This window comes from Desertimonas flava (assembly GCF_003426815.1).
Classification (GTDB): Bacteria; Actinomycetota; Acidimicrobiia; order Acidimicrobiales; family Ilumatobacteraceae; genus Desertimonas; species Desertimonas flava.
In genome coordinates, this window is the sequence record NZ_QKYK01000026.1 from 1 (window position 1) to 26,245 (window position 26,245).

Annotated in this window: 23 protein-coding genes; 16 read left to right on the plus strand and 7 right to left on the minus strand. The window is 70.8% G+C overall.

Features of this window, described 5'->3' with window-relative positions:
* The first annotated feature begins 169 nt into the window (after window positions 1–169).
* Together DN771_RS22205 and DN771_RS22210 are read left to right on the plus strand one after the other, a co-directional pair.
* Complete coding sequence (locus DN771_RS22205; protein WP_162942273.1) at window positions 170–1,846, plus strand: N-acyl-D-amino-acid deacylase family protein; 1,677 nt, start codon at window positions 170–172, stop codon at window positions 1,844–1,846.
* Between the two features lie 113 nt (window positions 1,847–1,959).
* Window positions 1,960–2,892, plus strand: a complete 933-nt coding sequence (locus DN771_RS22210) for a PDDEXK family nuclease (protein ID WP_116999761.1) — start codon at window positions 1,960–1,962, stop codon at window positions 2,890–2,892.
* Between the two features lie 77 nt (window positions 2,893–2,969).
* On the opposite strand, the gene DN771_RS22215 is transcribed toward DN771_RS22210, so the two are convergent.
* On the minus strand, window positions 2,970–4,610 hold the full coding sequence (locus DN771_RS22215; RefSeq protein WP_116999762.1) for a fumarate hydratase: 1,641 nt from the start codon (window positions 4,608–4,610) through the stop codon (window positions 2,970–2,972).
* Window positions 4,611–4,655: 45 nt separating this feature from the next.
* On the opposite strand from DN771_RS22215, the gene DN771_RS22220 reads away from it, so the two are divergent.
* Window positions 4,656–5,327: a DUF1269 domain-containing protein gene (locus tag DN771_RS22220; protein ID WP_116999763.1), complete on the plus strand. Its 672-nt coding sequence runs from the start codon at window positions 4,656–4,658 to the stop codon at window positions 5,325–5,327.
* A complete protein-coding gene (locus DN771_RS22225; protein WP_116999764.1) occupies window positions 5,324–5,515 on the plus strand; it encodes a ferredoxin in 192 nt (63 codons plus the stop codon). Before DN771_RS22220 ends, DN771_RS22225 begins: the two co-directional genes overlap by 4 nt.
* A gap of 3 nt (window positions 5,516–5,518) precedes the next feature.
* Here the strand turns inward: DN771_RS22225 and hrpB are convergent, their stop codons facing one another.
* From hrpB to DN771_RS22245, 4 genes are read right to left on the minus strand one after another with little or no spacing between them, the layout of a single operon-like run.
* Window positions 5,519–8,047 (minus strand): ATP-dependent helicase HrpB, encoded by a 2,529-nt coding sequence (gene hrpB, locus DN771_RS22230; RefSeq protein WP_227462449.1) that lies wholly within the window; start codon window positions 8,045–8,047, stop codon window positions 5,519–5,521.
* Window positions 8,048–8,075: 28 nt separating this feature from the next.
* The gene (locus DN771_RS22235; protein WP_116999765.1) at window positions 8,076–8,789 is read right to left on the minus strand and encodes a GNAT family N-acetyltransferase; all 714 of its coding nucleotides are present in this window, start codon (window positions 8,787–8,789) and stop codon (window positions 8,076–8,078) included.
* Window positions 8,789–9,706, minus strand: a complete 918-nt coding sequence (locus tag DN771_RS22240; RefSeq protein ID WP_116999766.1) for an aldo/keto reductase — start codon at window positions 9,704–9,706, stop codon at window positions 8,789–8,791. The genes DN771_RS22235 and DN771_RS22240 overlap by 1 nt, the downstream gene beginning before the upstream one ends.
* Window positions 9,707–9,716: 10 nt before the next feature.
* Window positions 9,717–10,205, minus strand: a complete 489-nt coding sequence (locus DN771_RS22245; RefSeq protein ID WP_116999767.1) for a hypothetical protein — start codon at window positions 10,203–10,205, stop codon at window positions 9,717–9,719.
* Window positions 10,206–10,279: 74 nt separating this feature from the next.
* Between DN771_RS22245 and DN771_RS22250 the strand changes: the two genes are divergently transcribed.
* A complete protein-coding gene (locus DN771_RS22250; RefSeq protein ID WP_162942274.1) occupies window positions 10,280–11,089 on the plus strand; it encodes a class I SAM-dependent methyltransferase in 810 nt (269 codons plus the stop codon).
* A 20-nt stretch (window positions 11,090–11,109) separates the two neighbouring features.
* Here DN771_RS22250 and DN771_RS22255 read toward each other — a convergent pair whose 3' ends face one another.
* On the minus strand, window positions 11,110–12,666 hold the full coding sequence (locus DN771_RS22255; RefSeq protein WP_227462443.1) for an aminotransferase-like domain-containing protein: 1,557 nt from the start codon (window positions 12,664–12,666) through the stop codon (window positions 11,110–11,112).
* Between the two features lie 146 nt (window positions 12,667–12,812).
* On the opposite strand from DN771_RS22255, the gene DN771_RS22260 reads away from it, so the two are divergent.
* The 9 genes from DN771_RS22260 to DN771_RS22300 all read left to right on the plus strand — a co-directional run bounded on the left by DN771_RS22260 (window position 12,813) and on the right by DN771_RS22300 (window position 22,231).
* Window positions 12,813–13,658 (plus strand): nitrilase-related carbon-nitrogen hydrolase, encoded by an 846-nt coding sequence (locus tag DN771_RS22260; protein WP_116999770.1) that lies wholly within the window; start codon window positions 12,813–12,815, stop codon window positions 13,656–13,658.
* Window positions 13,659–13,704: 46 nt separating this feature from the next.
* On the plus strand, window positions 13,705–15,129 hold the full coding sequence (gene hydA, locus DN771_RS22265; protein ID WP_116999771.1) for a dihydropyrimidinase: 1,425 nt from the start codon (window positions 13,705–13,707) through the stop codon (window positions 15,127–15,129).
* Between the two features lie 76 nt (window positions 15,130–15,205).
* A complete protein-coding gene (locus tag DN771_RS22270) occupies window positions 15,206–16,690 on the plus strand; it encodes a CoA-acylating methylmalonate-semialdehyde dehydrogenase (protein WP_116999772.1) in 1,485 nt (494 codons plus the stop codon).
* Window positions 16,691–16,916: 226 nt separating this feature from the next.
* The gene (locus DN771_RS22275; protein WP_116999773.1) at window positions 16,917–17,969 is read left to right on the plus strand and encodes a TIGR03842 family LLM class F420-dependent oxidoreductase; all 1,053 of its coding nucleotides are present in this window, start codon (window positions 16,917–16,919) and stop codon (window positions 17,967–17,969) included.
* Window positions 17,970–18,026: 57 nt separating this feature from the next.
* A complete protein-coding gene (locus DN771_RS22280) occupies window positions 18,027–18,908 on the plus strand; it encodes an ABC transporter permease (protein WP_116999774.1) in 882 nt (293 codons plus the stop codon).
* A 71-nt stretch (window positions 18,909–18,979) separates the two neighbouring features.
* Window positions 18,980–19,795, plus strand: coding sequence for an ABC transporter ATP-binding protein (locus tag DN771_RS22285; RefSeq protein WP_116999828.1), 816 nt, complete (start codon window positions 18,980–18,982; stop codon window positions 19,793–19,795).
* Window positions 19,792–20,583 (plus strand): ABC transporter permease, encoded by a 792-nt coding sequence (locus DN771_RS22290; RefSeq protein WP_116999775.1) that lies wholly within the window; start codon window positions 19,792–19,794, stop codon window positions 20,581–20,583. The genes DN771_RS22285 and DN771_RS22290 overlap by 4 nt, the downstream gene beginning before the upstream one ends.
* On the plus strand, window positions 20,580–21,761 hold the full coding sequence (locus DN771_RS22295; RefSeq protein ID WP_116999776.1) for an ABC transporter substrate-binding protein: 1,182 nt from the start codon (window positions 20,580–20,582) through the stop codon (window positions 21,759–21,761). The genes DN771_RS22290 and DN771_RS22295 overlap by 4 nt, the downstream gene beginning before the upstream one ends.
* A 98-nt stretch (window positions 21,762–21,859) precedes the next feature.
* Complete coding sequence (locus DN771_RS22300) at window positions 21,860–22,231, plus strand: ester cyclase (protein ID WP_116999777.1); 372 nt, start codon at window positions 21,860–21,862, stop codon at window positions 22,229–22,231.
* A gap of 24 nt (window positions 22,232–22,255) precedes the next feature.
* Here DN771_RS22300 and DN771_RS29760 read toward each other — a convergent pair whose 3' ends face one another.
* Window positions 22,256–23,506 carry an MFS transporter gene (locus tag DN771_RS29760; protein ID WP_162942275.1) on the minus strand — a complete coding sequence of 417 codons (1,251 nt, stop codon included), beginning with the start codon at window positions 23,504–23,506 and terminating at the stop codon, window positions 22,256–22,258.
* Between the two features lie 129 nt (window positions 23,507–23,635).
* On the opposite strand from DN771_RS29760, the gene DN771_RS29765 reads away from it, so the two are divergent.
* Window positions 23,636–24,745: a uroporphyrinogen-III synthase gene (locus DN771_RS29765; protein WP_162942276.1), complete on the plus strand. Its 1,110-nt coding sequence runs from the start codon at window positions 23,636–23,638 to the stop codon at window positions 24,743–24,745.
* 114 nt (window positions 24,746–24,859) lie between these two features.
* Window positions 24,860–26,245 carry a nitrate/nitrite transporter gene (locus DN771_RS22310; RefSeq protein ID WP_116999779.1) on the plus strand — a complete coding sequence of 462 codons (1,386 nt, stop codon included), beginning with the start codon at window positions 24,860–24,862 and terminating at the stop codon, window positions 26,243–26,245.

Sequence of the window (26,245 nt, forward strand, 5' to 3'; positions counted from 1 at the left end):
CGCCGCCAAGCTCAACCGCCGACCCCGCAAACGCCACGGCTGGAAGACCCCTACCATGATCCTCGACAACCACGTGTTGCAGTGACCACTGGAATCCAGGCAGGCACCATCTGTTACGTCCGACCCGATCGGCTCGAGCGGCGAAACGTACGGTGGGACGATGGGCAGCGTGACTGACAGCACCGTGATCCGAGGCGGAACGGTGGTCGACGGCACGGGTGCGTCCGCCCGGCGCGCCGACGTGGCGTTCGGCCCCGACGGCCGCATCATCGAGATCGGCGAGAACCTGCGCGGCGATCGTGAGATCGACGCCGGCGGCGCCGTCGTGGCGCCGGGGTTCATCGACATCCACACGCACTACGACGCTCAGGTGTTCTGGGATCCGGCGCTCACGCCGTCGTGCTTCCACGGCGTCACCACCGTCGTCGCCGGCAACTGCGGGTTCTCGATCGCCCCGATCAAGCCCGCCGACCGCGAGCGCCTGGTGGCGACGATGGAGAAGGTCGAGGACATGGACCCGGCCACGCTCACCGAGGGCGTCACGTGGGACTTCGAGACGTTCCCGGAGTACCTCGATGCCGTCGCCCGCTGCCGACCGTTGCTCAACGTCGGTGCCTACGTCGGTCACACGCCGGTGCGCATGCACGTGATGGGCGACGAGGCGTCGGAGCGCGAGGCCACCGCCGAGGAAGTGGAGGCGATGGCTGCGATCGTCGGCGACGCCATGGCCGCCGGTGCCGCCGGCTTCGCCACCAGCTTCGGGCTGCTGCACCGCGACGGCGAGGGCCGGCCGATCCCCAGCCGTTTCTCCACTCGCGACGAGGTGGCCCGTCTCGCCGGCGAGGTGCGCCGGGCGGGTGCCGGCGTGGTCGCCGTCAACGGCGGCGAGGGCCTGTCGTTCCGGGAGCTGTACGAGTTGCAGCCGGAGATCGGCGTGCCGATCACGTTCACCGCCCTGCTCACCACCGACACGGGTGCCCACTGGAAGGGGCTCGAGATCCACCGGGCCGGACGCCAGCAGGGCATCGGCGTCTACCCCCAGGTGTCGTGCCGGCCGCTGACGTTCTCCATGTCGATGCTCGACCCCTTCACGCTCAACACCAACCCGGTGTTCGCCGAGCTCTTCGGGCGTTCGGTCGATGAGCGTCGCGCCGCCTACGCGGACCCGGCCTGGCGGCAGCGGGCGCTCGACTACTGGCGCGCCGGCGGACCCAACACGCTGCCACCGCGCTGGGCGGCGATGAACGTGATGGAGTCGGCTTCACACCCCGAGCTGTGCGGTCGCGGGTTGATCGACATCGCCGCCGATCGGGGCGTCGATCCGTTCGACGCCCTGCTCGACATCACGATCGACGAGCCCGGCCTGGCGCTACGCGTGCGGGCCGTCGTGGCCAACGACGAGGCCGAGGGCATCACGACCCTGCTCAACGAGGAGGGATGCGTGCTCGGCCTGTCCGACGCCGGTGCCCACGTCGGCCAGCTGTGCGACGCGCCGCTGCCCACCGACCTGCTCGGCAACTGGGTGCGCGGCCGGAACGTGATGTCGCTCGAGCAGGCCGTGCACAAGCTCACCGGTGAGCCGGCCGGGCTGTTCGGGTTCGCCGATCGTGGCGTGCTGCGCCCCGGCGCCTGGGCCGACATCACGATCTTCGATCCGGCCACCGTCACCCCCGGTCCGCTGCGCCGCGTGCGCGACTTCCCGGCCAACGGCGAGCGCCTCACCGCCGATCAGCCCGATGGCGTCCGCGGCGTGTACGTGGCCGGCCAGCCCGTCGTCGAGGACAACACGATCACCGAGTCGGCCCGCTCGACCCCGCGCGGCCAGCTCGTCCGCCCCACCCCCTGAACAATCTGGGGCCAGATCGTGCCATCCGCCCTTCCGGGGCGGGATCGTGACGATTTGCGTCACGATCCGGCCCCAGACGGGCTGAAGAAAATCTCTTCCGGTTCGGCGTTCCCGTGACGCTCCGGGAGGGTGTGAAGCTGCACCTCGTCGAACCGTTCACCCGCCGTCACCACGGCCTGCTGACGATGCAGGCCGTGCTCGAGTCCGGGCAGTCGAAGCGCACGTGGTACCGCGCCAACGACTCGGGTCTGCTCGTCCCGGTGTATCCCGGCGTCTCCCGGGTGGTTTCGTCTCCAACGTCGCGTCTTCAGGCGATCCACGCGGCCGTCTTGGCGATGGGTGATGGAGCCGTCGCGTCGCACCGCACGGGCCTCGAGCTCTGGGGCGTCCCCGACCTGCAGTTCGATGGTGTCGACGTGATGTTGACCCGGCGCCGTCACCCGGTCGTGCCGGACGGGATCGTGGTCCACCGGCCGCGCGACCTGATCGACATCGCGCCGGTCTGGCGGCACGGCATCCCGGCGAGCAAGCTGCTGCGCGGTCTGACCGACCTCGGGGCGGTCGCGCCGGATCGTGTGCACGCCGCGGTCGGACACGTCCTCACCGAGCGGTTGGCGTCGGGCGCCGCACTGTACTGGGCGACGCGGGCACACTCTCGACAGGGGCGGCACGGCGTCGTCGCCCTGCGCGATGCATTGCACGAGTGGCTCGTCGACGGCAAGGTGCTCGACAGCGACCTCGAGCGGGAGATGAACAAGGCCCGGCGCCGCCACAAGCTCCCGCCGATGACGTTCCACGCCATCTGCGCCGGCTACGAGGTCGACTGGCTCGTCGACGGCACGATGGTCGTCGTCGAGTGCGACAGCCTCGAGTACCACGACAAGCGCCGGGAGGACTTCGAGCGCGACCGCAAGAAGAAGGCCGACCTCGCCGCCGCCGGCTACCGCGTCGTGCCGATCACGTGGCGCCAGCTGACGCGTCAGTCGAAGTGGATGGCGGCCGTCGTGCGCAGCGCGATCACCGCCGACACCGCGACCGCCGTCTGATCCGGGGCGTGATCGTGACGATTCTCGTCACGATCACGCCCCAGATCGGCGGATGGCACGATCTGGCCCCAGATTCTCTACGACAGCGAGACGGGCATGGCGGCGTCGCGGCGGACGACCTCGAAGAAGTCATTGCCCTTGTCGTCCACCACGATGAACGCCGGGAAGTCGACGACGTCGATCTTCCACACGGCCTCCATGCCGAGCTCGGGGTACTCGAGCACCTCGACCTTGGTGATGTTGTCGAGCGCCAGGCGGGCGGCTGGGCCGCCGATCGAACCGAGGTAGAAGCCGCCGTGGGCGGCGCACGACGTGGTGACCGCCTTCGAACGGTTGCCCTTGGCGAGCATGATCATCGACCCGCCGGCGGCCTGGAACTGCTCGACGTAGCTGTCCATGCGGCCGGCCGTCGTCGGCCCGAACGAACCGGACGCGTAGCCCTCGGGCGTCTTGGCCGGGCCGGCGTAGTACACGCAGTGGTCCTTGAGGTACTGCGGCATCGGCTCGCCGGCGTCGAGGCGCTCTTTGATCTTGGCGTGGGCGATGTCGCGGGCCACGACCATCGGTCCCGTCAGCATCACCCGCGTCTTCACGGGGTACTGATGCAGCTCGGTGAGGATCTCGCTCATCGGGCGGGTCAGGTCGATGCGCACCACGGCCTCGCCCTCGAGGTGTGACTCGTCGACGTCGGGCAGGAACCGCGCCGGATCACGCTCGAGCTGCTCGAGGAACACGCCGTCGGCCGTGATCTTGCCGAGGGCCTGGCGGTCGGCGGAGCACGACACCGCCATCGCCACCGGGCACGACGCGCCGTGGCGGGGGAGGCGGATGATGCGCACGTCGTGGCAGAAGTACTTGCCGCCGAACTGGGCGCCGATGCCCGTGGACTGGGCCAGCTCGAGCACCTTCTGCTCGAGTTCGAGGTCGCGGAACCCGTGGCCGGACGGCGACCCGCTGGTGGGCAGTGAGTCGAGGTAGCGCGTCGACGCCAGTTTGGCCGTCTCCACGGCGAACTCGGCCGACGTGCCGCCGATGACGACGGCGAGGTGGTACGGCGGGCAGGCCGCGGTGCCGAGCGACTGCAGCTTGTCGAACAGCCACGGGAGCAGCGTCGCCTCGTTGAGCAACGCCTTGGTCTCCTGGAACAGGTACGACTTGTTCGCCGAGCCGCCGCCCTTGGCCATGAACAAGAACTTGTAGGCGTCACCATCGACGGCGGAGACCTTGATCTCGGCCGGCAGGTTGGTGCCGGTGTTCTTCTCCTCGTACATCGTGAGCGGCGCCATCTGGCTGTAGCGCAGGTTCGACGTGAGGTAGGTCTCCTGCACGCCGGCGGCGATGGCCGCCTCGTCGCCGCCACCCGTGACCACGTACTGGCCCTTCTTGCCCTTGACGATGGCGGTGCCGGTGTCCTGGCACATCGGCAGCACACCACCGGCCGCGACGGCTGCGTTCTTCAGCAGATCGAGGGCGACGAAGCGGTCGTTGTCGGATGCCTCGGGGTCGTCGAGGATCTTGCGCAGCTGCGCCAGGTGGTCGGTGCGCAGGAAGTGGGCGATGTCGTGCATCGCCTCGGCGGTGAGCCGGGTGATCGCCGCCGGGTCGACCTTGAGGAACGTGCCCAGCTCGGTCTCCACCTGCTCGACGCCTTCGGTGGTGACGAGGCGGTACTGGGTGGTGTCGGGGCCGAGGGGGAGCAGCTCGGTGAATTCGTTCACCGGCCCAACGTACCGGCGCGCCCCTGGTCGTGCGAAGATCACTGCGTGACGGACAACACCACCCAGCCTGACGGCAGGCCAGACATCATCGTCGGACTCTCGTTCGACGACGCCTTCCGTGCCCAGGAGTTCCTCACTGCGACCTACCGGCTGGTGTCGAAGCACAGCATCGACCTGATCGACGCCGTCACGATCATCAAGACGCCCGAGGGCCGCACGCACGTCGGCGAGACCACCGACCCGTCGCCCGGCGCACGGGCGCTCACCGGTGGGATGTGGGCCGGGCTGTTCGGCCTCATCCTCGCCGGACCCGTCGGCTGGCTGGCCGGGACGGCCGTGGGCGCCGGGGCCGGGGCGGTGCGCGGCAAGCTCGTCGACATCGGGATCCCCGACGACTGGGTGGCCTGGTTCCGCGACGCCGTGCAACCGGGGACGTCGACCGTCGTGCTGATGCTCGGTCGCATCGACGACCAGGCCGTGTTCAACGAGCTGGAGCGCTTCGCCGGAGCCCGGCTGGTGTACGCCAACGTGCCGCAGGACATGGTGCAGCGGATCCGTGATGCGATCGGCGATCCGTCCACCGGCCCGCTCACGCAGGAGGCCGAGGCGGCGACGGGGTCGGGGACGTCCGGCGAGAGGGGCGGCGAACTTCCTCCGCCGACGGGCGCCCCGTCTACGGTTGACCCGACCACACCAGCGACGGGGGAACAAGGATGAAGATCACAGTCGACTTCGACGTCTGCGCCTCCACGGGCGGCTGCATGCAGATCGCACCCGAGGTCTTCGAGGTCCGCAGTGACGGCTACCTCTACGTGCTCCAGGAGGAGCCGCCCGAAGAGCTGCGCCAGAAGGTCGAAGAGGCCGCGGACATGTGCCCCACGGCGGCGATCACCGTCGAGGGCTGACCGTCAGCGGCGGCCGGGGCGCTCGTTGGCCGGGTCGACCGGCCAGCGGTGCTTGGGATAGCGGCCGGCGAGGTCCTTGCGCACGTCGGCCCATGACCCGGCCCAGAAGCCGGGCAGGTCGGCGGTGACCTGGATCGGCCGATCGGCGGGTGACAACAGGGCCATCGTCACGGGGACCCGTCCGCCGGCGATCGTCGGGTGCTCGGTCATGCCGAACACGTCCTGCACGCGTACCGACAGCGTCGGGCGATCGGCGCCGTAGTCGATCCTCGCCGACCGGCCCGTCGGGAGCGGCCACGCCGCCGGAGCCAGCTCGTCGAGCTGGGCACCCTGGGGCCATGGCAGCAGGTTGCGCAGGAGCACGGCGATGTCGACCCGCTCGAGGTCGGCGCGCCCCGTGGCGCCGATGAGATAGGGGCGGAGCCACTCGTCGAGTGACGTCGTCAGAGCGGCGTCGCTGACGTCGGGCCAGCCGCCCCGTTCCCCGGCCACGGAGGCCGCGTCGCCGATCGTCGCGCGCAGGAACCCGAGCCGCGCCTGCAACTGGCGGGCCGTGTCGGTCCAGCGCAGCACGCCGAGCTTGGTCGCCCGGACGCGGGCGACGAGCGCCTCCACCGTCTCCTCCCCGGGCTCGGCGGCCCGGACCTCCTCGCCGAGGCGGAGGGCGTCGAGGCGGCGTTCCACCCGCTCCACCAGGTCGTCGCGATCCCGGTCCCACTCCAGACGGCGATGCTCGACGACGTCGTCGAGCACGCCGGCGATCTCCCACGCCTCCACCGCGGCGGCGAGACGGATGCGAGATCCCGAGCGCTTGCCGTCCACGTCGGCGGCGACGACGAACGGCGCCGACGCCAGCGGATCCGACTCTCCGACCCACGCCCCCGAACCGGACCGCAGCTGGAACTGCCCGCCGCGCCGGCGCCCGGCGAGGCGGTCGGGGAACCCGGCGAGCAGGAGCAGCCCGGTGCGATCGGGATCGACGGTGTCGAGGTCGAAGCGGATCCCGGCGCGACGGGCGAGGTCGGCCGCCCGGTCGCGCGCCCGATGGACGGCGCCCCGATCGGCCCGGTCGTCGCGCGTGCGGCCGGTGACGAGGCCCACCCGCAGGGCGAGGTCGGCCGGGAGCTCCTCGATCCTGCCGCGCATGACGTCCCGGTCGTCGAGGAGGGCGGCGACGACGCATGCCGCCGCCGTCGGCGCTCCCGCCACGACGCGGGCCAGGCGCGGGTGGAGGGGCAGGTTCACCATCGCCCGACCGATCTCGGTCAGGCGGCCGTCGCCGTCGATGGCGCCGAGCACGGTCAGCGTGTCGATCGCCTGGCGCCACGTGCGCGCCGGCGGCGGGTCGGCGAACGCCAGCTGCTCGGGCGGGGTTCCCCAGGCCGCCAGCTCCAGCGCCAACCCGGCGAGGTCGACGGCGAGCATCTCAGCCGTCTGATGGGCCGGCCGGCTGCCGTGCTCGATCTTCGACCAGAGGCGGTAGCACACTCCGGGCTCGACGCGCCCCGCGCGCCCGGTGCGCTGCTCGGCCGAGTCCCGGCTGATCGACACCGTGGTCAGGCGCGTCATCCCGGTGCCGCTGTCGAATCGCGGCGAGCGCGCCAGGCCGCTGTCGACGACGATCCGCACGCCGTCCACGGTGAGGGACGTCTCGGCGATGTCGGTGGCGAGCACGACGCGCCGCCGCCCGGGTGGCGACGGCGCGAGCGCCAGATCCTGGTCCTCGAGCGTGAGCGCCCCGGCGAGCGGGCGCACGTCGACGTTCGCCGGGACCGACCCGACGAGGCGGTCGCGCGTGCGGAGGATCTCGCCGATGCCGGGCAGGAAGACGAGGGCATCGCCCGGCTCGTCCCGCAGAGCGGCGAGGACCGTCGACACGACGGTGGCGTCGATGGGGGACCGGTCGTGACGGGCCCGCGGCACCCAGCGGATGTCGACCGGGAACATGCGCCCGGCACTCTCGACGATCGGCGCCGGGCCCGCCTCGCCGGTGGCGAGCAGGCGCGAGAACGATGCCGTGTCCGCCGTCGCCGACATCGCCACGATGCGCAGGTCGGGGCGCAGCGTCGACGCCACGTCCAGGGTGAGGGCGAGCCCGAGGTCGGTCGTCAGGTTGCGCTCGTGAACCTCGTCGAAGAGCACCGCAACCACCCCGGGCAGCTCGGGGTCGGACTGCAACCGTCGCGTGAGCACGCCTTCGGTGAGGACCTCGATGCGGGTGCCCGGACCGATGCGGCGTTCGTCTCGCGTCTGGTAGCCGACGACGCCGCCGACCGGCTCGCCGAGCAGATCGGCCATGCGCCGGGCCGCGGCGCGAGTCGCCAGCCGCCGGGGCTCGAGCACGAGGATGCGACCGTCCCCACGCCACGTGGCACCGAGCAGCGCCAGCGGCACGACGGTCGTCTTGCCCGCGCCCGGCGGGGCCGAGACGACGGCCCGGCCGTGATGGGCGAGGGCAGCGAGGACACCGTCGATCGCATCACGGATCGGCAGGTCGGGCAGCGGGGCGGGCAGTGCGACGATGCCCGGCAGTCTGGCGGGTCGGACCGCCGGTGCGTCGTCAGCCGTCGAGGGTGACGGTGGTCTGCGTGCCGACCTCGGCGAAGCCGAGCGTCTCGGCGAGACGGCGTGACGCCCGGTTGTCGGTGCGGGCCCGCCACTGCGGGACGAGCCCGGCGGCGAAGGCGTCGTTGGCCGCCAGGGCGGCGATGAGCCCACCGAAGCCCTGCCGACGGTGCTCGGGCGCCGTGAGCACGGCGAGATGGGCGATGAGGCCGGCCCATTCCTCGTAGCCGGCCCCGGCGACCGGCTGATCGTCCACCACCAGCACGAACCGCTCGGCCACGTCGGAGATCGACGCCTCGGCCGTGTCGTCGGCGGGGCACGCTCGCTCCAGGGTCACGGCGAGGTCGACGTCGTCGGCCACCTGCGCGGTCTCGGCGTCGGGGTGGTCGATCGCCCCGTCGAGGTAGGCGAGGGTGGCCTCACCCAGGATCCGGGCCGACGGCACGTGGGCGGAGAGTTGGAGCAGCGTGCGAGCCGACCTCAGCTGCGCGTCGTCGAGCCGCCGCGCCGCGTCGTGGACCCACGGTGGGCCGACGAGGACGCGGGCGTCGAACAGCTGCACGAACATCACCACGTCGGCCTCACCGCCGCCGGGGTGGACGGGCGAGTGATGGATGCGGCGACCCCGCGCCCGGTCGAAGGCGTCGTCGGCGAGGCCGAGCAGGCGGGCCCAGCCGAGCTGGATGATCGCCCGCGTGTTGGGATCCATCACCCGAGGGCCGCGACGTCCTCAGGCGTCAGGATCCATGATGCGGCCTTGGCGTTGGCGGCGACCTGGGCCGGCGTCGTGGCCCCGGCGATCACCGACGTGACCGACGGCTGGGCGAGCAGCCAGGCGATGGCGAGCTCGCCGACGGTGTGGCCTCGCGCGTCGGCGAAGGCGGTGTACGCCTCGACCCGATCGAACGCCTCCTCGGTGGCCAGGCGGGCGAAGCGCTCGCTGCCCGCCAGGCGGGTGCCATCGGGGAAGGCCTCGCCCCGCCGGTACTTGCCGGTCAACAGGCCCGATGCCAGCGGGAAGTAGGGGACGACGCCGAGACCGAGGCGCTCGGCCGTCGGCACGATCTCGTCCTCGACCTCGCGCTCGAGCATGCTCCAGTGGATCTGCGCACCGCGGAACGGCGTCCAGCGGTTGGCGTCCGCGGCCGTCGCCGCTTCCTCCAGCTGCGCGGCCGAGTCGTTGGAGTTGGCGAGGTGCAACACCTTGCCCGCCGTGACGAGCTCGTGGAGCGTGGCCAGCGCCTCGTCCACGGGGCCGGGATCGGGGTAGTGCTGGTAGTAGACGTCGATACGGTCGGTGCCGAGGCGGCGCAGGCTGCCCTCGACCGCCTCGTGGATGCGAGAGGCGATCACGCCCGGGCGATACGGCTCGTCGTCGGGCCGCGGCGTGTACTTGGTGGCGATCTGGGCCTCGTCGCGCCGGCCGACGAGGGCCGCGCCGAGATACTCCTCGGAGAGCCCGTTGCCGTACATCTCGGCCGTGTCGAAGTGGGTGACGCCGGCGTCGAGCGCGGCGTGGACCACGAGCGCCGTCTGCTCGGCGTCCATCCTCGTGCCGAAGTTGTTGCATCCGACGCCGATCACCGAGAGGGCCGGACCTTCGGTGCCGAGCGGTCGGGTCTGCACGATTCTCGACTCAGCCGAGGGCCGGCGTGCCGTGGAAGGCGCCGGGGTCGGTGGGGGCGGGGATGTCGGGCACCCGCCACGCCGTGACCTCCGAGATCGCCTCGGCGACACCGCGCCAGGCGACCGGGTCCCAGCCCTCCGCCGCGGCCGGCACCGTGCAGTCGACGCGGATGAACACGAAGGCGGGGAGGGTCTCGAGGCCGAGGGCCTTGACGGCGAGCCGGTCGGGGTCGCTGAACACGAGGAACTCGTCGGCAAGGGGGCCGACGAACGCCCTGGTGTCGTCCTCGTCGGCCGTCACCAGGAAGTTCACCCTGGCGTCCGAGCCCCGGAGGGCGTCGAGGATGCGCCGGGCCGTGGGCAGCACCCACGACGACTCGTTGGTGTACGGGTCGAGGACCACCGTCGCCAGGTGGAAGGTGGTGAGCCACTCCGACAAGGGGCGCGCCTCGGCGCCGAGTCGGGTCAGTACGAGATCAGGCCGGGGGTCCGTCGCCACGAGGCGAGACGGTAGCAAGCCGGCGGCCCCCGTCCCCAGTTACCTGTCGATGAATCCCGGGTACCGTTGCCCGGGTGCACCCGATGGAGCGGCTCCGATACGTCGCTCGGGCCGGGAGTGGCGACACGGCGCTCATCGTCGGCGAGACGGTCGAGGCGATCGCCCGCCTGCGACCCGGGCCGGCCGAGCTGGTCACGCTGTGCCGGCAACTCGTGCAGCGCAACCCCACGTGTGGGCCGCTCTGGTGGCTCGGTTCCCGCCTGCTCAGCGGCGATGTGGAGGATCTCTGGGACCTCGTCGACGAGGTCGACGAGGATCCGACGGCCGACCATCTCGTCGATGCCGTGCCCGACGGGTCGCGCGTGCTGACGATCGGCTGCCCCGACATCGCCAGCCGGGCCCTGGCCCGGCGTGGCGACATCGAGGTCCTCGCCGTGGATGCCGGGGCCGGGGCCGCGGCGTTCATGCGAGCGCTCGATCGGGCCGACGTCCCCGTGAGATCGGTCGACGTCACCGCCCTCCCCTCGGCCGCGGCCCGCGCCGACCTGGTGGTCGTCGAGGTCGCGGCCTGTTCGACGGCGGTGGGCCTGGCCGCCGTCGGCAACGCCCTGCTCTCCGTCGTTGCCGCGGCGACCGCTGCGCCACGGGTCGTGGTGACCGGGGTGGGGACACGGCTACCCGACGCCTACGTGGACACGATCGTCGCCCGCTCGATCGACCCCGACGCCCCGTGGTCGGCGGACGTGGAACGCATCGACCTCACGGCATTCGACGCCGACCGCGACCTGGTGGTCGGGCCCGCCGGAGCCGGCCCGGTCGGCGCCGAGACGCTGCGGCCCGATTGCCCGTTCGTGCCCGAGCTGATCCCCCCGTCGCCCGCCTGACCCGGCGTCAGGTCGCGCGATCAGCGATGGGCGGGGCGACGGTGGGTGCTGTGTTGGCGGGCGGCGGCGGCGACCGCTTCGGCGACCTCGGCCAGGCGGGATCCGCCGTCGGGACCGTCGTGGGCGAGCAGTCCGACGGTGACGCGGAGGTGGTCGCCGTCGGGCCGCACGAGGAACGGATGACCCGGGGCCACGCCGATCCCGCGCGCGGCGAGGGCCACCGTGGCGACGCGCTCGTCGTCGACGGGGATCCAGGCGTTGATGCCGTCCTGGCCGGTCATCGGCACGTCGTGGCCGGCGAGCACAGCGGCGACCGCCCGCCGGCGGTCGGCGTAGGCCGACCGTGCGGCCGCCATCGTGTCGGCCGTCGACGGATCCTGGAGCAGCTCGACGAGCACGGCCTGGAGGATGCGGCTCGACCAGCCCGGGCCGAGACGTCGCCGGTTGGCGACGGAGTTGACGACCTCACCGGAGCCGCCCACGGCAGCGAGGCGCAGGTCGGGGCCGTGGCTCTTCGAATAGCTGCGGATGTGGACGGTCTGGGCGGGGAGCCAGCTGCCGACGCTCACCAGCGGCGCCGACGAGATGTCGTTGGCGTGATCGTCCTCGACCACGAGCGCCGTGGTGCCGCCGACGATGCCGGCGATCGCCGCCGCCCGCGACGCCGACATGGCGATGCCGGCGGGGTTCTGCGCGCGGGGTTGCAGGATCACCGCCGCCGGCGGTGCCGCACCGGGGCGCCCGCTCTCGGCCGTGGCGAAGGCCGCCGCGAGCTGGTCGAGCACGATGCCCTCGTCGTCGACGTCGACACCGACGATCTCGCAGCCGAGCTGATCGAGCAGGTCGAGGATCGGCGGGAACGCGGGGTGCTCGACGACGACTCGGTCGCCGAGCCGCAGGGCCACCTGGGCAACCCGGTCGAGCGCATCGAGGGCCCCGTCGACCACGGTGATCGCCTCGGCGGCGAACGGCCACGTGGCGTCGAGGAGCTCTTCGAGCGCCGGGAGCACGGGCCGGTCGAGATAGCTGGAGGTGAGGGACTGCCGGCTGACCCGAGCGATGACCGGTCCAAGGTCGGGAAGGAGGTCGGGGTCGGGGGTACCGGTGGAGAGGTCGATGTCGAAGTGGTCGGCGCCGTCGGCAGCCGCCCCGGTGACCATGCGGTAGCGCCGGGGCGCTTCCGCGCCCCTCGGATGGCGGACGTACGTGCCGTTGCGGCCCCGGGTCTCGATCACCCCGACGTCGGCCAGGCTGCGCCAGGCCACCGACACGGTCGTGGGGGAGACCCCGAGGCGGCGGGAGAGCTCGCGCACGGTCGGCAGCCGCTCACCCACGGCGAGATCGCCGGCGGTGATCATCCGCCCGATCGTCGCCGCGATGCGCCGAGCCGTCCGTGTGCCGTCGTCGCCGGGGTGGATCGTGTCGCCGTTGCGGAGCGCGCCGGCGCCGGCCTTGGGGCCGGTGCCGTCGAGGTCACGGTGACGGTCGGCGTCGATGGCGGCGGCGATCAGGGCCGGCAGCCGGGACGGCGACTGGTGTGCCGGGGAGCCGGCGGACGGCGTGCTCGAGGACCTCACCGCCGGCCGAATGTAGCAGCGTGACGACATCGTGAACTGATTGTCCGGTAACAATCGGCCTATTGTCCCGGACCTCGCGGTCACATTACGATTCGGCCTCTCACACGCGACTGCCACACCAAGTTCCGTACGGGGGTCCACCAACCATGGCGAACATCGTGAGAGCTGCCTTGCTCCAGACCGATTGGTCTGGCGACAAGGGCTCGATGATCGACAAGCACGAGGCGGCGGCGCGAGATGCCGCGGCCCAGGGCGCACAGGTGATGTGCTTCCAGGAGGTCTTCTACAGCCCTTACTTCTGCCAGGTCCAGGACACGAAGTACTACGACTACACCGAGCCGATCCCGGACGGACCGACCACCCAGCGCTTCCGCTCGGTCGCCAAGGAGCTCGGCATGGTGATGGTCCTGCCGATGTACGAGTTCGTGCAGGAGGGCGTGTACTACAACACCGCCGCGGTCATCGATGCCGACGGCACCTACCTCGGCAAGTACCGCAAGCAACACATCCCTCAGGTGAAGGGCTTCTGGGAGAAGTTCTACTTCAAGCCGGGCAACGGCGGATACCCGGTGTTCGACACCGCCGTCGGCAAGGTCGGCGTGTACATCTGCTACGACCGTCACTTCCCCGAGGGCTGGCGGGCGCTCGGCCTCAACGGCGCCCACATCGTGTTCAATCCCTCAGCCACCAGCCGCGGGCTGTCGGAGTACATCTGGCGGGTCGAACAGCCGGCGGCGGCAGTGGCCAACATGTACTACGTCGGGGCGATCAACCGCGTCGGCATCGAGGCCGAGATCGGCGACGACGACTTCTACGGCCAGAGCTACTTCGTCGATCCCGAGGGCAAGTTCGTCGGCGACGTCGGCGACGCCTACAAGCCCGACCTCATCGTCCGCGACCTCGACATGGACAAGATCAAAGAGGTGCGAGACCGCTGGGCGTTCTACCGCGACCGCCGTCCCGACGCCTACGACGAGTTGGTGGAGGCGTGAGCGCAGCGAGCGGGGGCGCAGCTCCCGGGAAAGAGGCCTGATCGTCATGGCGAAGCTCCTGATCCAGGGCGGCACCGTGGTGTCGGCCACCGGCCGCACCGTGGCCGACGTGCTCATCGACGGCGAGACGATCGCCGCCGTCCTCGCCCCCGGCCAGGCCGAGACCCTCGGCCTCGGCGCCGGCAGTGACGTGCGTGTCGTCGACGCCTCCGGCAAGTACGTCGTCCCCGGTGGCGTCGACGTGCACACGCACATGCAGATGCCCTTCGGCGGCACAGAGGCATCCGACACGTTCGAGACCGGCACCACGGCGGCGGCCTGGGGTGGCATCACCACGATCGTCGACTTCGCCGTGCAGAACACCGGCGGCAGCGTCCAAGACGCCCTCGCCGACTGGCACACCAAGGCCGACGGCAACTGCGCCATCGACTACGCCTTCCACCAGATCATCGGCGGCGTCGACGAGGACTCGCTGAAGGCGATGCGCTACCTCGTCGACAACGAGGGGGTCACCAGCTTCAAGCTGTTCATGGCCTACCCCGGCGTCCTCTACTCCGACGACGGCCAGATCCTGCGGGCGATGCAGACGGCGAACGAGATCGGCGCGATGGTGATGATGCACGCCGAGAACGGCATCGCCATCGACGTTCTCGTCGCCCAGGCGATCGCCCGTGGCGAGACCGATCCGAAGTACCACGCCTTCACCCGCCCCGCCGACCTCGAGGGCGAGGCCACGCACCGGGCCATCCGCCTCGCCAGGGTGGCCGGCAACGTGCCGTTGTACATCGTGCACATGTCGGCGTCCGAGGCGCTCGAAGAGGTCGCCGCCGCGCAACACGCCGGCCAGAACGTGTTCGCCGAGACGTGCCCGCAGTACCTCTACCTGTCGATCGAGGATCAGCTCGCCCAGCCCGGCTTCGAAGGGGCCAAGTGGGTGTGCTCGACGCCGCTGCGCTCCAAGCACGAGCACCACAGCCGTGACCTGTGGAAGGGCCTGCGCATGAACGAGCTCGCCGTCGTGTCCACCGACCACTGCCCGTTCTGCTTCAAGGAGCAAAAGGAGATGGGCATCGGCAACTTCGCCAAGATCCCCAACGGGATCGGCTCGGTCGAGCACCGCATGGAACTGCTGTACCAGGGCGTCGTCAACGGTGAGATCTCGCTCGAGCGCTGGGTCGAGACGTGTTCCACCACACCGGCGCGCATGTTCGGCCTGTCGCAGAAGGGCCAGCTGGCACCCGGGTTCGACGCCGACGTGCTCGTCTGGGATCCCAACGGTCACACCTCCATCGGCTTCGAGAAGAAGCACCACATGAACATGGACCACTCCGCGTGGGAGGGGTTCGAGGTCGACGGCAAGGTCGACACCGTCATCAGTCGGGGCACGGTGGTCGTCGAGAACGACGCCTACGTCGGCACCAAGGGCCACGGCCGCTTCGTCAAGCGGGGCCTGTCGGAGTACCTCCGGTGACCATCCCGGCACTGATCAATTTCGGCTCGGGCATGTATCACCGGCTCGAGTTCGCGCTCGTGAAAGGAGCAGAACGATGAATCGCATCTCCCATTGGATCGACGGGAAGGTTGTGGGAGGCACGTCGGGGCGGACCGGCGTCGTCTTCAACCCGGCGACCGGAGAGCAGGCCGCCAGCGTCGACTTCGCCAGTGTTGCCGAGGTCGACGCTGCGGTCGCCTCCGCCAAGGCGGCGTTCCGGGCCTGGCGGGCGACCAGCCTGTCGAGGCGCGCCGAGGTCCTGTTCCGGATGCGTGAGCTGGTCGACGCCAACCGCAAGGAGATCGCCTCGCTGCTCACCGCCGAGCACGGCAAGGTGCTGTCCGACGCGATGGGCGAGGTGGCCCGCGGTCTCGAGAACATCGAGTTCGCCTGCGGCATCCCGCACCTCTTGAAGGGCGGCTACTCCGAGCAGGCGGGCACTGGTGTCGACGTGTACTCCATCCGCCAGCCCTTGGGCGTGGTGGCGGGCATCACGCCGTTCAACTTCCCGGCGATGGTGCCGATGTGGATGTTCGCCAACGCCCTCGCCTGCGGCAACACGTTCGTGTTGAAGCCGAGTGAGAAGGATCCCTCGGCGTCGTTGTTCATCGCCGAGCTGCTGGCATCGGCCGGGCTGCCCCCGGGCTGCTTCAACGTCGTGCAGGGCGACAAGGAGGCCGTCGATCGCCTGCTGACCCATCCCGACATCGAGGCCGTGTCGTTCGTCGGGTCGACGCCGATCGCCAAGTACATCTACGAGACGGGGACGGCGAACGGCAAGCGGGTGCAGGCCCTCGGTGGCGCGAAGAACCACATGCTCGTGCTGCCCGACGCCGACTTGGACATGGCGGCCGACGCGGCGATCTCAGCCGGGTACGGCGCGGCGGGGGAGCGGTGCATGGCGATCAGCGTCGTGCTCGCCGCCGAATCGATCGCCGACGAGCTGGTCGCCAAGATCGCCGAGCGGATTCCCCAGGTGAAGGTCGGGCCGGGCAACGAGCCGGGCATCGAGATGGGGCCGCTGATCACCGGCGAGCACCGAGACAAGGTGAAGGGGTACGTCGACACCGCCGGTGATCATGGCGCAACGGTCGTGGTCGACGGCCGCGAGAACGTGCGCAGCGAGGGCTTCTTCTTGAACCCGACGCTGCTCGACAACGTCGCGCCGGGAACGCCGGCCTACGACGACGAGATCTTCGGGCCGGTGCTGTCGGTCACCCGTGTGCACGGCTACGAGGACGGCTTGCAGCTCATCAACGACAACCCGTTCGGCAACGGCACGGCGATCTTCACCCGCGACGGCGGGGCGGTCCGCCAGTTCCAGTTCGACGTCAACGTCGGCATGGTCGGCGTCAACGTGCCGATCCCCGTGCCGGTCAGCTACTACAGCTTCGGCGGGTGGAAGGCCAGCCTGTTCGGCGACACCCACATGTACGGGCCCGAGGGCATCAACTTCTACACCCGCGGGAAGGTCGTCACCAGCCGCTGGCCCGACCCGTCGACGAGCACGATCGACCTCGGCTTCCCGGAGACGCGGTAAAGGGCGCTGCGATGGGGTTCAGCGAGCGAAGCGAGCGTCCCGACGTTCGAGCGGGTAGGCGCCCGGAGCGCCAGCGGAGGGTGCCGGCGCGCCGGCCTGCGTGGCCGGGGAACGCATGGATAATGGGGTTCAGCGAGCGAAGCGAGCGTCCCGACGTTCGAGCGGGTAGGCGCCCGGAGCGCCAGCGGAGGGCGCCGGCGCGCCGGCCTGCGTGGCCGGGGAACGCATGGATATAGGCGTCGTGCTGCAGACGACGCCGCCGTCGGCGCGCGTCGTCGATCTGGCCCGGCGGGCCGAGACGTACGGGTTCAGTCACGTCTGGACGTTCGACAGCCACATCCTGTGGCAGGAGCCGTACGTCATCTACAGCCAGATCCTCGCCGCCACGCGCAACGTCGTCGTCGGGCCGATGGTCACCAACCCGGCCACCCGTGACTGGACGGTCACGGCGAGCCACTACGCCACGCTCAACGAGATGTTCGGGAACCGCACCGTGTGCGGCATCGGCCGCGGCGACTCGGCGGTGCGGGTCACCAACGGCAGGCCGACCACCATCCAGACGCTGCGGGAGTCGATCCACGTGATCCGCGAGCTGGCCAACGGCCGGTCGGTCGAGTACCGCGGGTCCACCATCACGTTCCCGTGGGCGTCGAAGAGCCGGCTGCCGGTGTGGGTGGCCGGCTACGGCCCCAAGGCCCTGGCCCTCGCCGGGGAGGTGGGCGACGGGTTCATCCTCCAGCTCGCCGACCCCGACATCACCTCCTGGACGATCGCCGCCGTGCGCAAGGCCGCCGAGGGCGCCGGCCGGAACCCCGACGACGTGACGATCTGCGTCGCCGCCCCGGCCTACGTCACGGCGCCGGGCAGCGCGGCCGAGCTCGACCACGCTCGGAACCAGTGCCGCTGGTTCGGCGGCATGGTCGGCAATCACGTGGCCGACATCGTGGCCCGCTACGGCCGTGCTGGTGATGATGGGGCGGGAGGCGCCGAGATCCCCCGGGCCCTCACCGACTACATCGCCGGGCGTGAGGGCTACGACTACAACCAGCACGGGCAGGCCGGCAACACGCACGCCGACTTCGTGCCCGACGAGATCGTCGACCGCTTCTGCCTCCTCGGCCCCGTGGAGGAGCAGGTCCGCCGGCTCGGCGAGCTGCGCGATCTCGGCGTCGACCAGTTCGCCGTCTACCTCCAGCACGACGCCAAAGAGCCCACGCTGCAGGCCTACGGCGAACACGTCCTGCCGGCCATCGCCGAGACGGCACTCGCCAAGCAGTGACCGTCACCACGACCGCGGGAAACGTCGCAGCCCAGCGATCCGTGGGAGAATCGGCCCTTGCGTAGTTCGAGATCGGCGGTCCGCAGGGCGGTGCTCTTCGTCGTCGCCCTCGCGCTCGTCGCCGCCGCGTGGGAGCTCTACAAGGCCGTCGGCCCGGAGGGCGGCGGCAAGGTGCTCGGCTGGACGATCCTGCCCCGTACGTCGCGCAACGCCATGCCGCACACCTGGGACATGGTCGGCCGCCTCTTCGATCCCGAGAGCCGATCGTCGGAGCGGCCGATCTGGAGGGTCGTGCTCGCCGGCGCCTGGTTCTCGTTCCGTCTCGCCGTGCTCGGCTTCGCCGTCGGCTCGCTCGTCGGCGTGGGCCTGGCCACGATCATGGCCCGCTTCAGCGTCGTCCGTCGGGGCCTCGTGCCCTACCTCGTGGCGTCGCAGACCGTCCCCCTGATCGCCCTCGCACCCATCGTCGTCAGCTGGAGCGGCCGGGTCCATCCGTTCGGGTGGGATCTTCCGCGATGGGTGCCCGTGGCGTTGCTCGGCGCGTTCCTCGCCTTCTTCCCGGTGTCGGTCGGCACGCTCCGCGGGCTGACATCCACGTCGGCCACGTCGATCGAACTGATGCGTAGCTACGCCGCGTCGTGGACCCAGACGCTGATCCGGGTGCGGTTCCCGGCCGCCGTCCCGCAGATGGTGCCGGCGTTCCGGCTGGGCGCGTCGGCGGCGGTCGTCGGCGTGGTCGTCGCCGAGATCTCGGTGGGTCTCCGCGGCGGGATCGGCCGCCTGATCATCGAATACGGTCGACAGGCCACGTCCGATCCGGAGAAGGTGTACACCGCAGTGTTCGGTGCGGCGTTGCTCGGCCTGCTGATGGCCGGCCTCGTCGGCAGCACCGATTCGCTCCTGATGCGTAACCGGGCTCGTCCCCAGGAGGCCACGTGACTCTCGACCGGCTCGACTCCACCGCCCGTGCGGCCGGCCCGACCGCCGGCGGCGCGCTCGGCGGCCAGGCCGTGCGCGTGGTCGGGGCGAGCAAGACCTTCAACCCGGGGACCAGGAACTCGGTCGACGCTCTCGTCGACATCACGCTCGACGTCGCCCCCGGCGAGTTCGTGTCCCTCATCGGGCCGTCGGGCTGCGGCAAGTCGACGTTGCTCCGCCTGATCGCCAACCTCATCGAGCCCACCAGGGGCGAGGTCTGGGTCAACGACAAGCCGGCCCGGCAGGCCCGCATCGACCAGGACTACGGCATGGCGTTCCAGCAGGCAGGCCTGTTCGACTGGCGCACCGTGGTGCGCAACGTCGAGCTCCCGCTCGAGCTCAAGCGCTGGGACAAGCGCAAGCGCCGCGAGCGGGCGATGGAGATGCTCGAGCTCGTCAAGCTCGCCGAGTTCGCGTCGCACCGACCGTGGCAGCTCTCCGGCGGTATGCAGCAACGGGTGGCGATCGCCCGCTCCCTGGCCGCCGCCCCGGCGCTGCTGCTCATGGACGAGCCGTTCGGCGCGCTCGACGAGATGACCCGCGAGCACATGCAGGTCGAGCTGCTGCGCATCTGCGCCGAGACGGGCACCAGCGTCGTGTTCGTCACCCACTCGATCCCCGAGGCCGTGTTCCTCTCCGACCGGGTCGTGGTGATGTCGCCCCGCCCCGGTCAGATCACCGAGGTGGTCGACATCGGCCTCGGCCACGAGCGCACGCTCGACACGCGCGAGCAGCCGGAGTTCTACGCCAGGATCACCGACGTGCGAGAGGCCCTGCGCGGCGTCGGCGGAGCGACCGACGACGAGCTGGCCATCGAGAAGGCCCGGCGCGCGGCGGAGGAGCGTTGACCCCGGCCGCGGCCCGCATCTGGAGGGCAGCCTGGCCTCCGATCGCGTTCGGTGTCGGGCTGCTGCTCCTCTGGGAGCTCGTCGTGCGTGGGTTCGACCTCAAGCCGTACTTCCTGCCGGCGCCGAGCAAGATCCTGTCGGCAGTGACCGACAACTTCGACCTGATCCGCCGCGCCGCGTGGGTCTCGGGCGCCAACGCCCTCGTCGGGCTGGTGGTCGGCACCTTGCTCGGCATCGCCATGGCGTTCCTGTTGATGCGGTTCCGGCTCCTCAACGATCTCGTCAGCCCGCTGGCCGTCGCCCTCAACGCGATCCCGATCTTCGTGCTGGTGTCGGTGTTCAACAACCAGTTCTCGAGCACGTCGGAGATCCCCCGGCGGCTGATGGTCACGCTCGTCGTCTACTTCGTGATCCTCGTCAACGTCGCCAAGGGACTGCGCCAGGTGGACGCCACCCATCTCGAGCTGCTGCGCTCCTACGCCGCGTCGCCGCTGGCGATCCTCCGCAAGGCGCGCATCCCCAACGCCATCCCGTACCTGTTCACCGCGCTCAAGATCGCCGCCCCCGGCGCCGTCATCACCGCCTTCGTCGCCGAGTACTTCGGCGGCAACCAGAACGGGCTCGGCGCCCGCATCACGTCGAACCTGTCGAGTTCCAAGAACGCCGTCGCCTGGGCGTACGTGTTCGGCGCGGTCGCGCTCGGGCTGGTGTTCTACCTGATCTCCATCGCATTGGAGAGTCTCACATCACCACACCGGGGCGGGTCCCCACAGGGAGAGAGCACATGAAGCATCGAATGAAGCTGTTGGGCGCCGGCGTGGTCGCGCTGCCGCTCGTCGCGGGAGCCGCTACGGCCTTCGCCGCGACCGAACCTCCGACGACCGAGTCGGCGGCGACGGAATCGGCGGGCTCGGCCGCGCCGGCCGAGTGCGAGTCGGTCGATTCCGTCACGCTGCAGTTGCAGTGGTTCTTCCAGGGCCAGTTCGCCGGCTACATGGCTGCGCGCGACAACGGCATCTACGAGCAGTACTGCCTCGACGTCGAGATCCTCGAGGGCGGCGTCGACATCGTCCCGCAGCAGGTGTTGGCCGACGGCGGCGCCGACTTCGCCATCGCCTGGGTCCCCAAGGCGCTGGCGACCCGCGAGGCGGGTGCCGACATCGTCAACATCGCCCAGATCTTCCAGCGCTCGGGCACGCTTCAGGTGTCGTTCGCCGACGCCGGCATCACCACGCCCGAGGACTTCGAGGGCAAGAACATCGGCAACTGGGGATTCGGCAACGAGTACGAGATCTTCGCCGCCCTGGCCCAGGCCGGGCTCGACCCGGCGTCGGACGTCAACCTCGTGCAGCAGCAGTTCGACATGGTCGGCCTGCTCGATCGCTCGATCGACGCCGCCGAGGCGATGACGTACAACGAGTACGCCCAGGCGCTCGAGGCGGTCAACCCGGACACGGGCGAGCTCTACCAGCCAGAGGACTTCAACGTCATCTCCTACGAGGAGGTCGGCGTCGGCATGTTGCAGGACGCGATCTGGGCCGACGGTGCCCGCCTCGCCGATGACGAGGCCTACGTCGACATCGCCACCCGCTTCGTCGCCGCCTCGATCGAGGGATGGGCCTGGGCTCGCGACAACGTCGAGGACGCCGCGGCCCTCGTCGTCGACGGCGGCTCCCAGCTCGGCGCCAGCCACCAGCTGTGGCAGGTGAACGAGGTCAACAAGCTGATCTGGCCGGCGGAGAACGGCATCGGCTACATCGACGAGGCGGCGTGGACGCGCACCGTCGACCTCGCCCTCAACACGCCGAACCTGGAGGGCACCACGGTTCTCACGGCCGAGCCCACCGACGGCGCCTACACCAACGACATCGTCACCGCGGCCCACGAGCTGCTGGGCGACAGCGTCGACATCAACGGGGCCGACTTCGCCCCGATCGAGGTCACCCTCAACGAGGGCGGCGAGTAGGGCGGAACCGTAACGACGGGGCCGTTACGGTTGGTGCCTGGCACCAACCGTAACGGCCACTCGTCGCCGCGGCCGGCGGCTTCCTAGACTGGCGGTTCGTGAGCGATCCGTTGACCGTGAGCCAGGCCTGGTGGGACGAGGTCTGGCGCGACGGCGACCTCGACGCCGTCGATCGGCTCTTCACCGACCCGCTCACGCGCCACACCGGCTCGGGTAGCGAGACGGTCGGCCGCTCCGCGTACAAGGCGCGGCTCGCCGAGGCCCAGCGGGTCCTCTCACGCGCCAACACGACCATCGACGACCGCGTCGTCGACGGCGACACCGTCTGGACGCGCGCCACGAGCTCGGGCATCAACCGGGAGACCGGCGAGCGCTCGGTGATGACGTGGCTGCTCGTGCAGCGCGTCGACGGGGGACGTATCGCCGAGCAGTGGGTGAGCACCTTCCCGGGCGTCGACTGGACGGCCTGACCGCCCGGCCGCCGAGGAGCGCCGTCACGCGATCTCGACCCCCACCAGCTCGCGGCGATGGGCGGCGCGGCGAACGGTGAACCCCGCCGTGACGAGGAGGACCACGACGCCCATCATCATCAGGGTGAGCTCGAGCGTCAGGGCGTCGGCGAGCAGACCGAGCGGCAGGGCGGCGAGGCCGAACCCGCTGAACCCGAGCACGACCATGCTCTGCATCCGGCCGTGATACTCGATGTCGGAGAGCACCAGCATGAGCGACTGGGTGGTCGTCTGGAACACCAGGCCGGCGGCGCCGACCGCCAGGAGTGCGAGCAGGGCGAGGGGGTAGTTGACGGCGCCGCCGAGGCCGATCAGCGACGCGCCGAGGGCCACCCCGGCGACGGCGACGGTGGCCCACGGGCGATGGACCGTCCACTTCCCCCGTGGCGCGAGGACCCCTGCGATCACGGCCCCCAGTCCGGCGCAGCCCGACATCAGGCCGTAGCCGCCGGCGCCGACGTCGTAGCGATCGTCGGCGAGGGTGGGCAGGAACGTCATGTAGGGGAAGGCGATCACCACGACGCCGATCGTCGTCAGCGCCACGAGACCGAGCGCCCGACGCGAGCGCACGTACCGGACGGCATCGGCCATCTCCTCGATCGGGCTGCGCGTCGCCGTGACCCGCGGCTCGCCTCGAGGCAGGCGGAACAACACCAACGCCGAGATCGTGCTCGTCCCCGCCGAGAGCAGGAACACGCCGCCCGCGCCGAACCAGGACAACCCGACGAGCACCCCGGCCAGCGCCGGGGCGACCACCCGCATCGCCTCCTGGGCCGTCTGGCTGAGCATCACCGCCGGGCCGATCTGATCCACCTCGACCACCTCGGCGATGAACGCGATGCGCGCTGGCAGGTAGGCGGCGAAGGCGGCGGCCTGGATCGCGCTGGCGACGAGCAGCATCCAGTACTCGATGACGCCGGCGACCACGACCAAACCGGTGAGCAACGACGACGTGATCAGCATCGCCACCGAGATCAAGAGCACGGTGCGCTTGGCGAAGCGGTCGGCGGCGACACCGCCCCACGGCGTGGCGAGGAGCATCGAGACGCCGAACGCCAACATCACGCCGCCGAGGCCGGCGTTGCTGCCGGTCAGGTCCTTGGCCAGCCAACCGCGTGCGACCGACTGGCCCATCACGCCGAAGATCACCGCCGCCGCGCTGACGAACAGCCGCCGGTAGTCCTCCGACTCCATCACCGAGGCGGAGCTGATCGATCGCTCACGTCGTCTCGGCATCGGACCAAGAGTACGGCCGCGCGCCCCGGACCACCCTGCCGGACCGTCACCCCGGCGTCGGCCGCAGCCATCGGGGGATCCAGGGCAGCGTTCACACGGACGAAACCGTTCGCCCTCCAGAATCGGACCATGAGCGAGCCGGCGAGCCGTCCCCTGGCCGGGTACACGATCGGGATCACCGGACATCGGCGCTGGGAGGAGCAGGCCGAGATGTTGTCGCGCCGGGGCGCCCGCGTGGTCCACGGTCCGACGATGGCCACGACGCTGCTCGGCGATCTCGACGAGACGGTGGCGGTCACCAGGCGTGTCCTCGAGGCCCCGGTCGATGTGGTCGTGCTCACCACCGGCATCGGCACCCGCTCCTGGTTCGCCGCCGCCGAGAGCGTCGGGCTGGACGACGAGCTGCGCGCCGCGCTCAACGCCTCCCGCGTCGTCGTCCGGGGACCGAAGGCGCTGCACGCCGCCCGCGCCGAGGGGCTGAACGTGACCTGGTCGGCGCCGAGCGAGACGAATCGTGAGGTGGTCGCCAACCTCGACGCGGCGGGGGTGAGCGGCCAGCGGATCGCCGTGCAGCGAGATGGCGGAGAGCCGGTGGTCGCCGCCGCGTTGCGCGATGTCGGGGCCCACGAGGTGATCGACGTGCCCGTCTATCGATGGAGCATGCCCCCCGATCCGGCTCCCGCGCTGCGGCTCCTGGACCTCGCCGTGCAGGGCCAGCTCGACGCCGTCACGTTCACCTCCGCCCACGCGGTGCACAACGCGTTCGAGCTGGCCCCCTCGCCCGGCGCGCTCGCCGAGGCCTTCAACCGCCACACGGTCGCCGTCGCCGTCGGCCCGGTGACCGCCCAGGCCCTCCACGACGCCGGCGTCGAGACGGTGCTCGAGCCCGAGCGGGCGCGCCTCGGGTCGATGGTGCTCGCCGTGGCCAAGGCGTTGACCGCCAAGGCGAGGAGGCTCGACTTCGGCGGTGTGAGCGTGCGGTGGCAGGGCCACGTGATCGTCGATCCCGACGGCGAGCTGACCGAGCTGACGCCGGGGGAGAGGCGGTTGCTCGAGATCCTCGTCGCCCGCGCGCCGTCGGTGGTGGCCAAGGCGTCGCTCGCCGAACCGGGCGCCGACGACCATGCCGTCGAGGCGGCGGTCGCCCGCCTGCGCGCCAAGCTCGGTGCGCTCGGCGCCGGCATCCGCACCGTTCGCCGTCGCGGGTACTCGTCCGAGCTCCACGCCACTCCGGCCTGACCCGAAACCTCACGGCGGCTCCTGTCGCCCGATGAGGCAAACGTCGCGACGAAGAAACCCGTGTGACACACACGATCGGCACGATCGTCGGCACCCCCATCGACAGGAGCTGCCATGACGCTGCCGACGACCGTCGTGCCCGACCCGACGTCATCTCCACCGCTCGCCGTGCCCGCGAGACGGTCGCGCTGGATCGACGACTGGCGCCCGGAGGATGCCGCCTTCTGGGACGCCGGCGGTGCCCGGGTCGCCCGGCGCAACCTCGTCTGGTCGATCTTCTCCGAGCACATCGGCTTCTGCGTGTGGAGCATGTGGTCGGTCTTCGTGCTGTTCCTCGGTCCCGAGTACGGCTTCGACGCCTCCCAGAAGTTCCTGCTCACGACCGTCCCGACGGCCGTCGGCGCCGCGATGCGGTTGCCCTACACGTTCGCCGTGGCCAAGTTCGGCGGACGCAACTGGACGATCGTCAGCGCCGCCGCCCTCGCCATTCCGCTCGTCGTCACGGCGGCTGTGTTGGAGCCGGGCACGTCGTTCGGGTCGCTGCTCCTCGCGGCCACGCTCGCCGGGATCGGCGGCGGCAACTTCTCCAGCTCGATGGCCAACATCGACGCCTTCTACCCGCAACGCCTGAAGGGATGGGCGCTCGGGCTCAACGCCGGCGGCGGCAACATCGGCGTCGCCGCGGTGCAGCTGGTCGGCCTGCTCGTCCTCGCCACCGCCGGCAAGGAGCACCCCCGGATCCTGCTCGGCGTCTACCTGCCGCTCGTCGTCGTCGCCGTGGCCGGCGCCGCCCTGTTCATGGACAACCTGAGTGGTGCGGTCAACGAGAAGCGGGCGATGCGCGACGTCGCCCGACATCGGCACACGTGGCTGATCTCGCTGTTGTACCTCGGCACGTTCGGCTCGTTCATCGGGTTCGGCTTCGCCTTCGGACAGGTGCTGCAGGTGCAGTTCGCCGACACGTTCGACACGCCGACGAAGGCGGCGTCACTGACGTTCCTCGGTCCGCTGCTCGGCTCGCTGAGCCGCCCGGTGGGAGGGCGCCTGGCCGACCGTCTGGGAGGGTCGAGGGTCACGGCGTGGACGTTCGCCGCGATGGCCGTCGGCGCCGCCGTCGTGCTGACCGCCTCACGGATGGAGTCGCTCGGCCTGTTCCTCGTCGGCTTCGTGCTGCTGTTCATCCTGTCGGGAATCGGCAACGGCTCGACCTACAAGATGATCCCGGCCGTCTTCCGGGCCGAAGCGGACGCCGCGGTGGCCGCCGGGGCCGACGCCGACGATGCCGCCAGGCGTGCCCGCCGTCTGTCGAGGGCGCTGATCGGCATCGCCGGGTCGGTCGGTGCCCTGGGCGGTGTCGGCGTGAACCTCGCCCTGCGCCAGTCGTTCCTCGAGCGGGGCAACGGCGACGGGGCCTACCTGTCGTTCGGGGTGTTCTACCTCGTCTGCCTCGCCGTGACGATCGCCGTCTACCGACGGCGTGCACGTCTGGTGGGGGTGTGA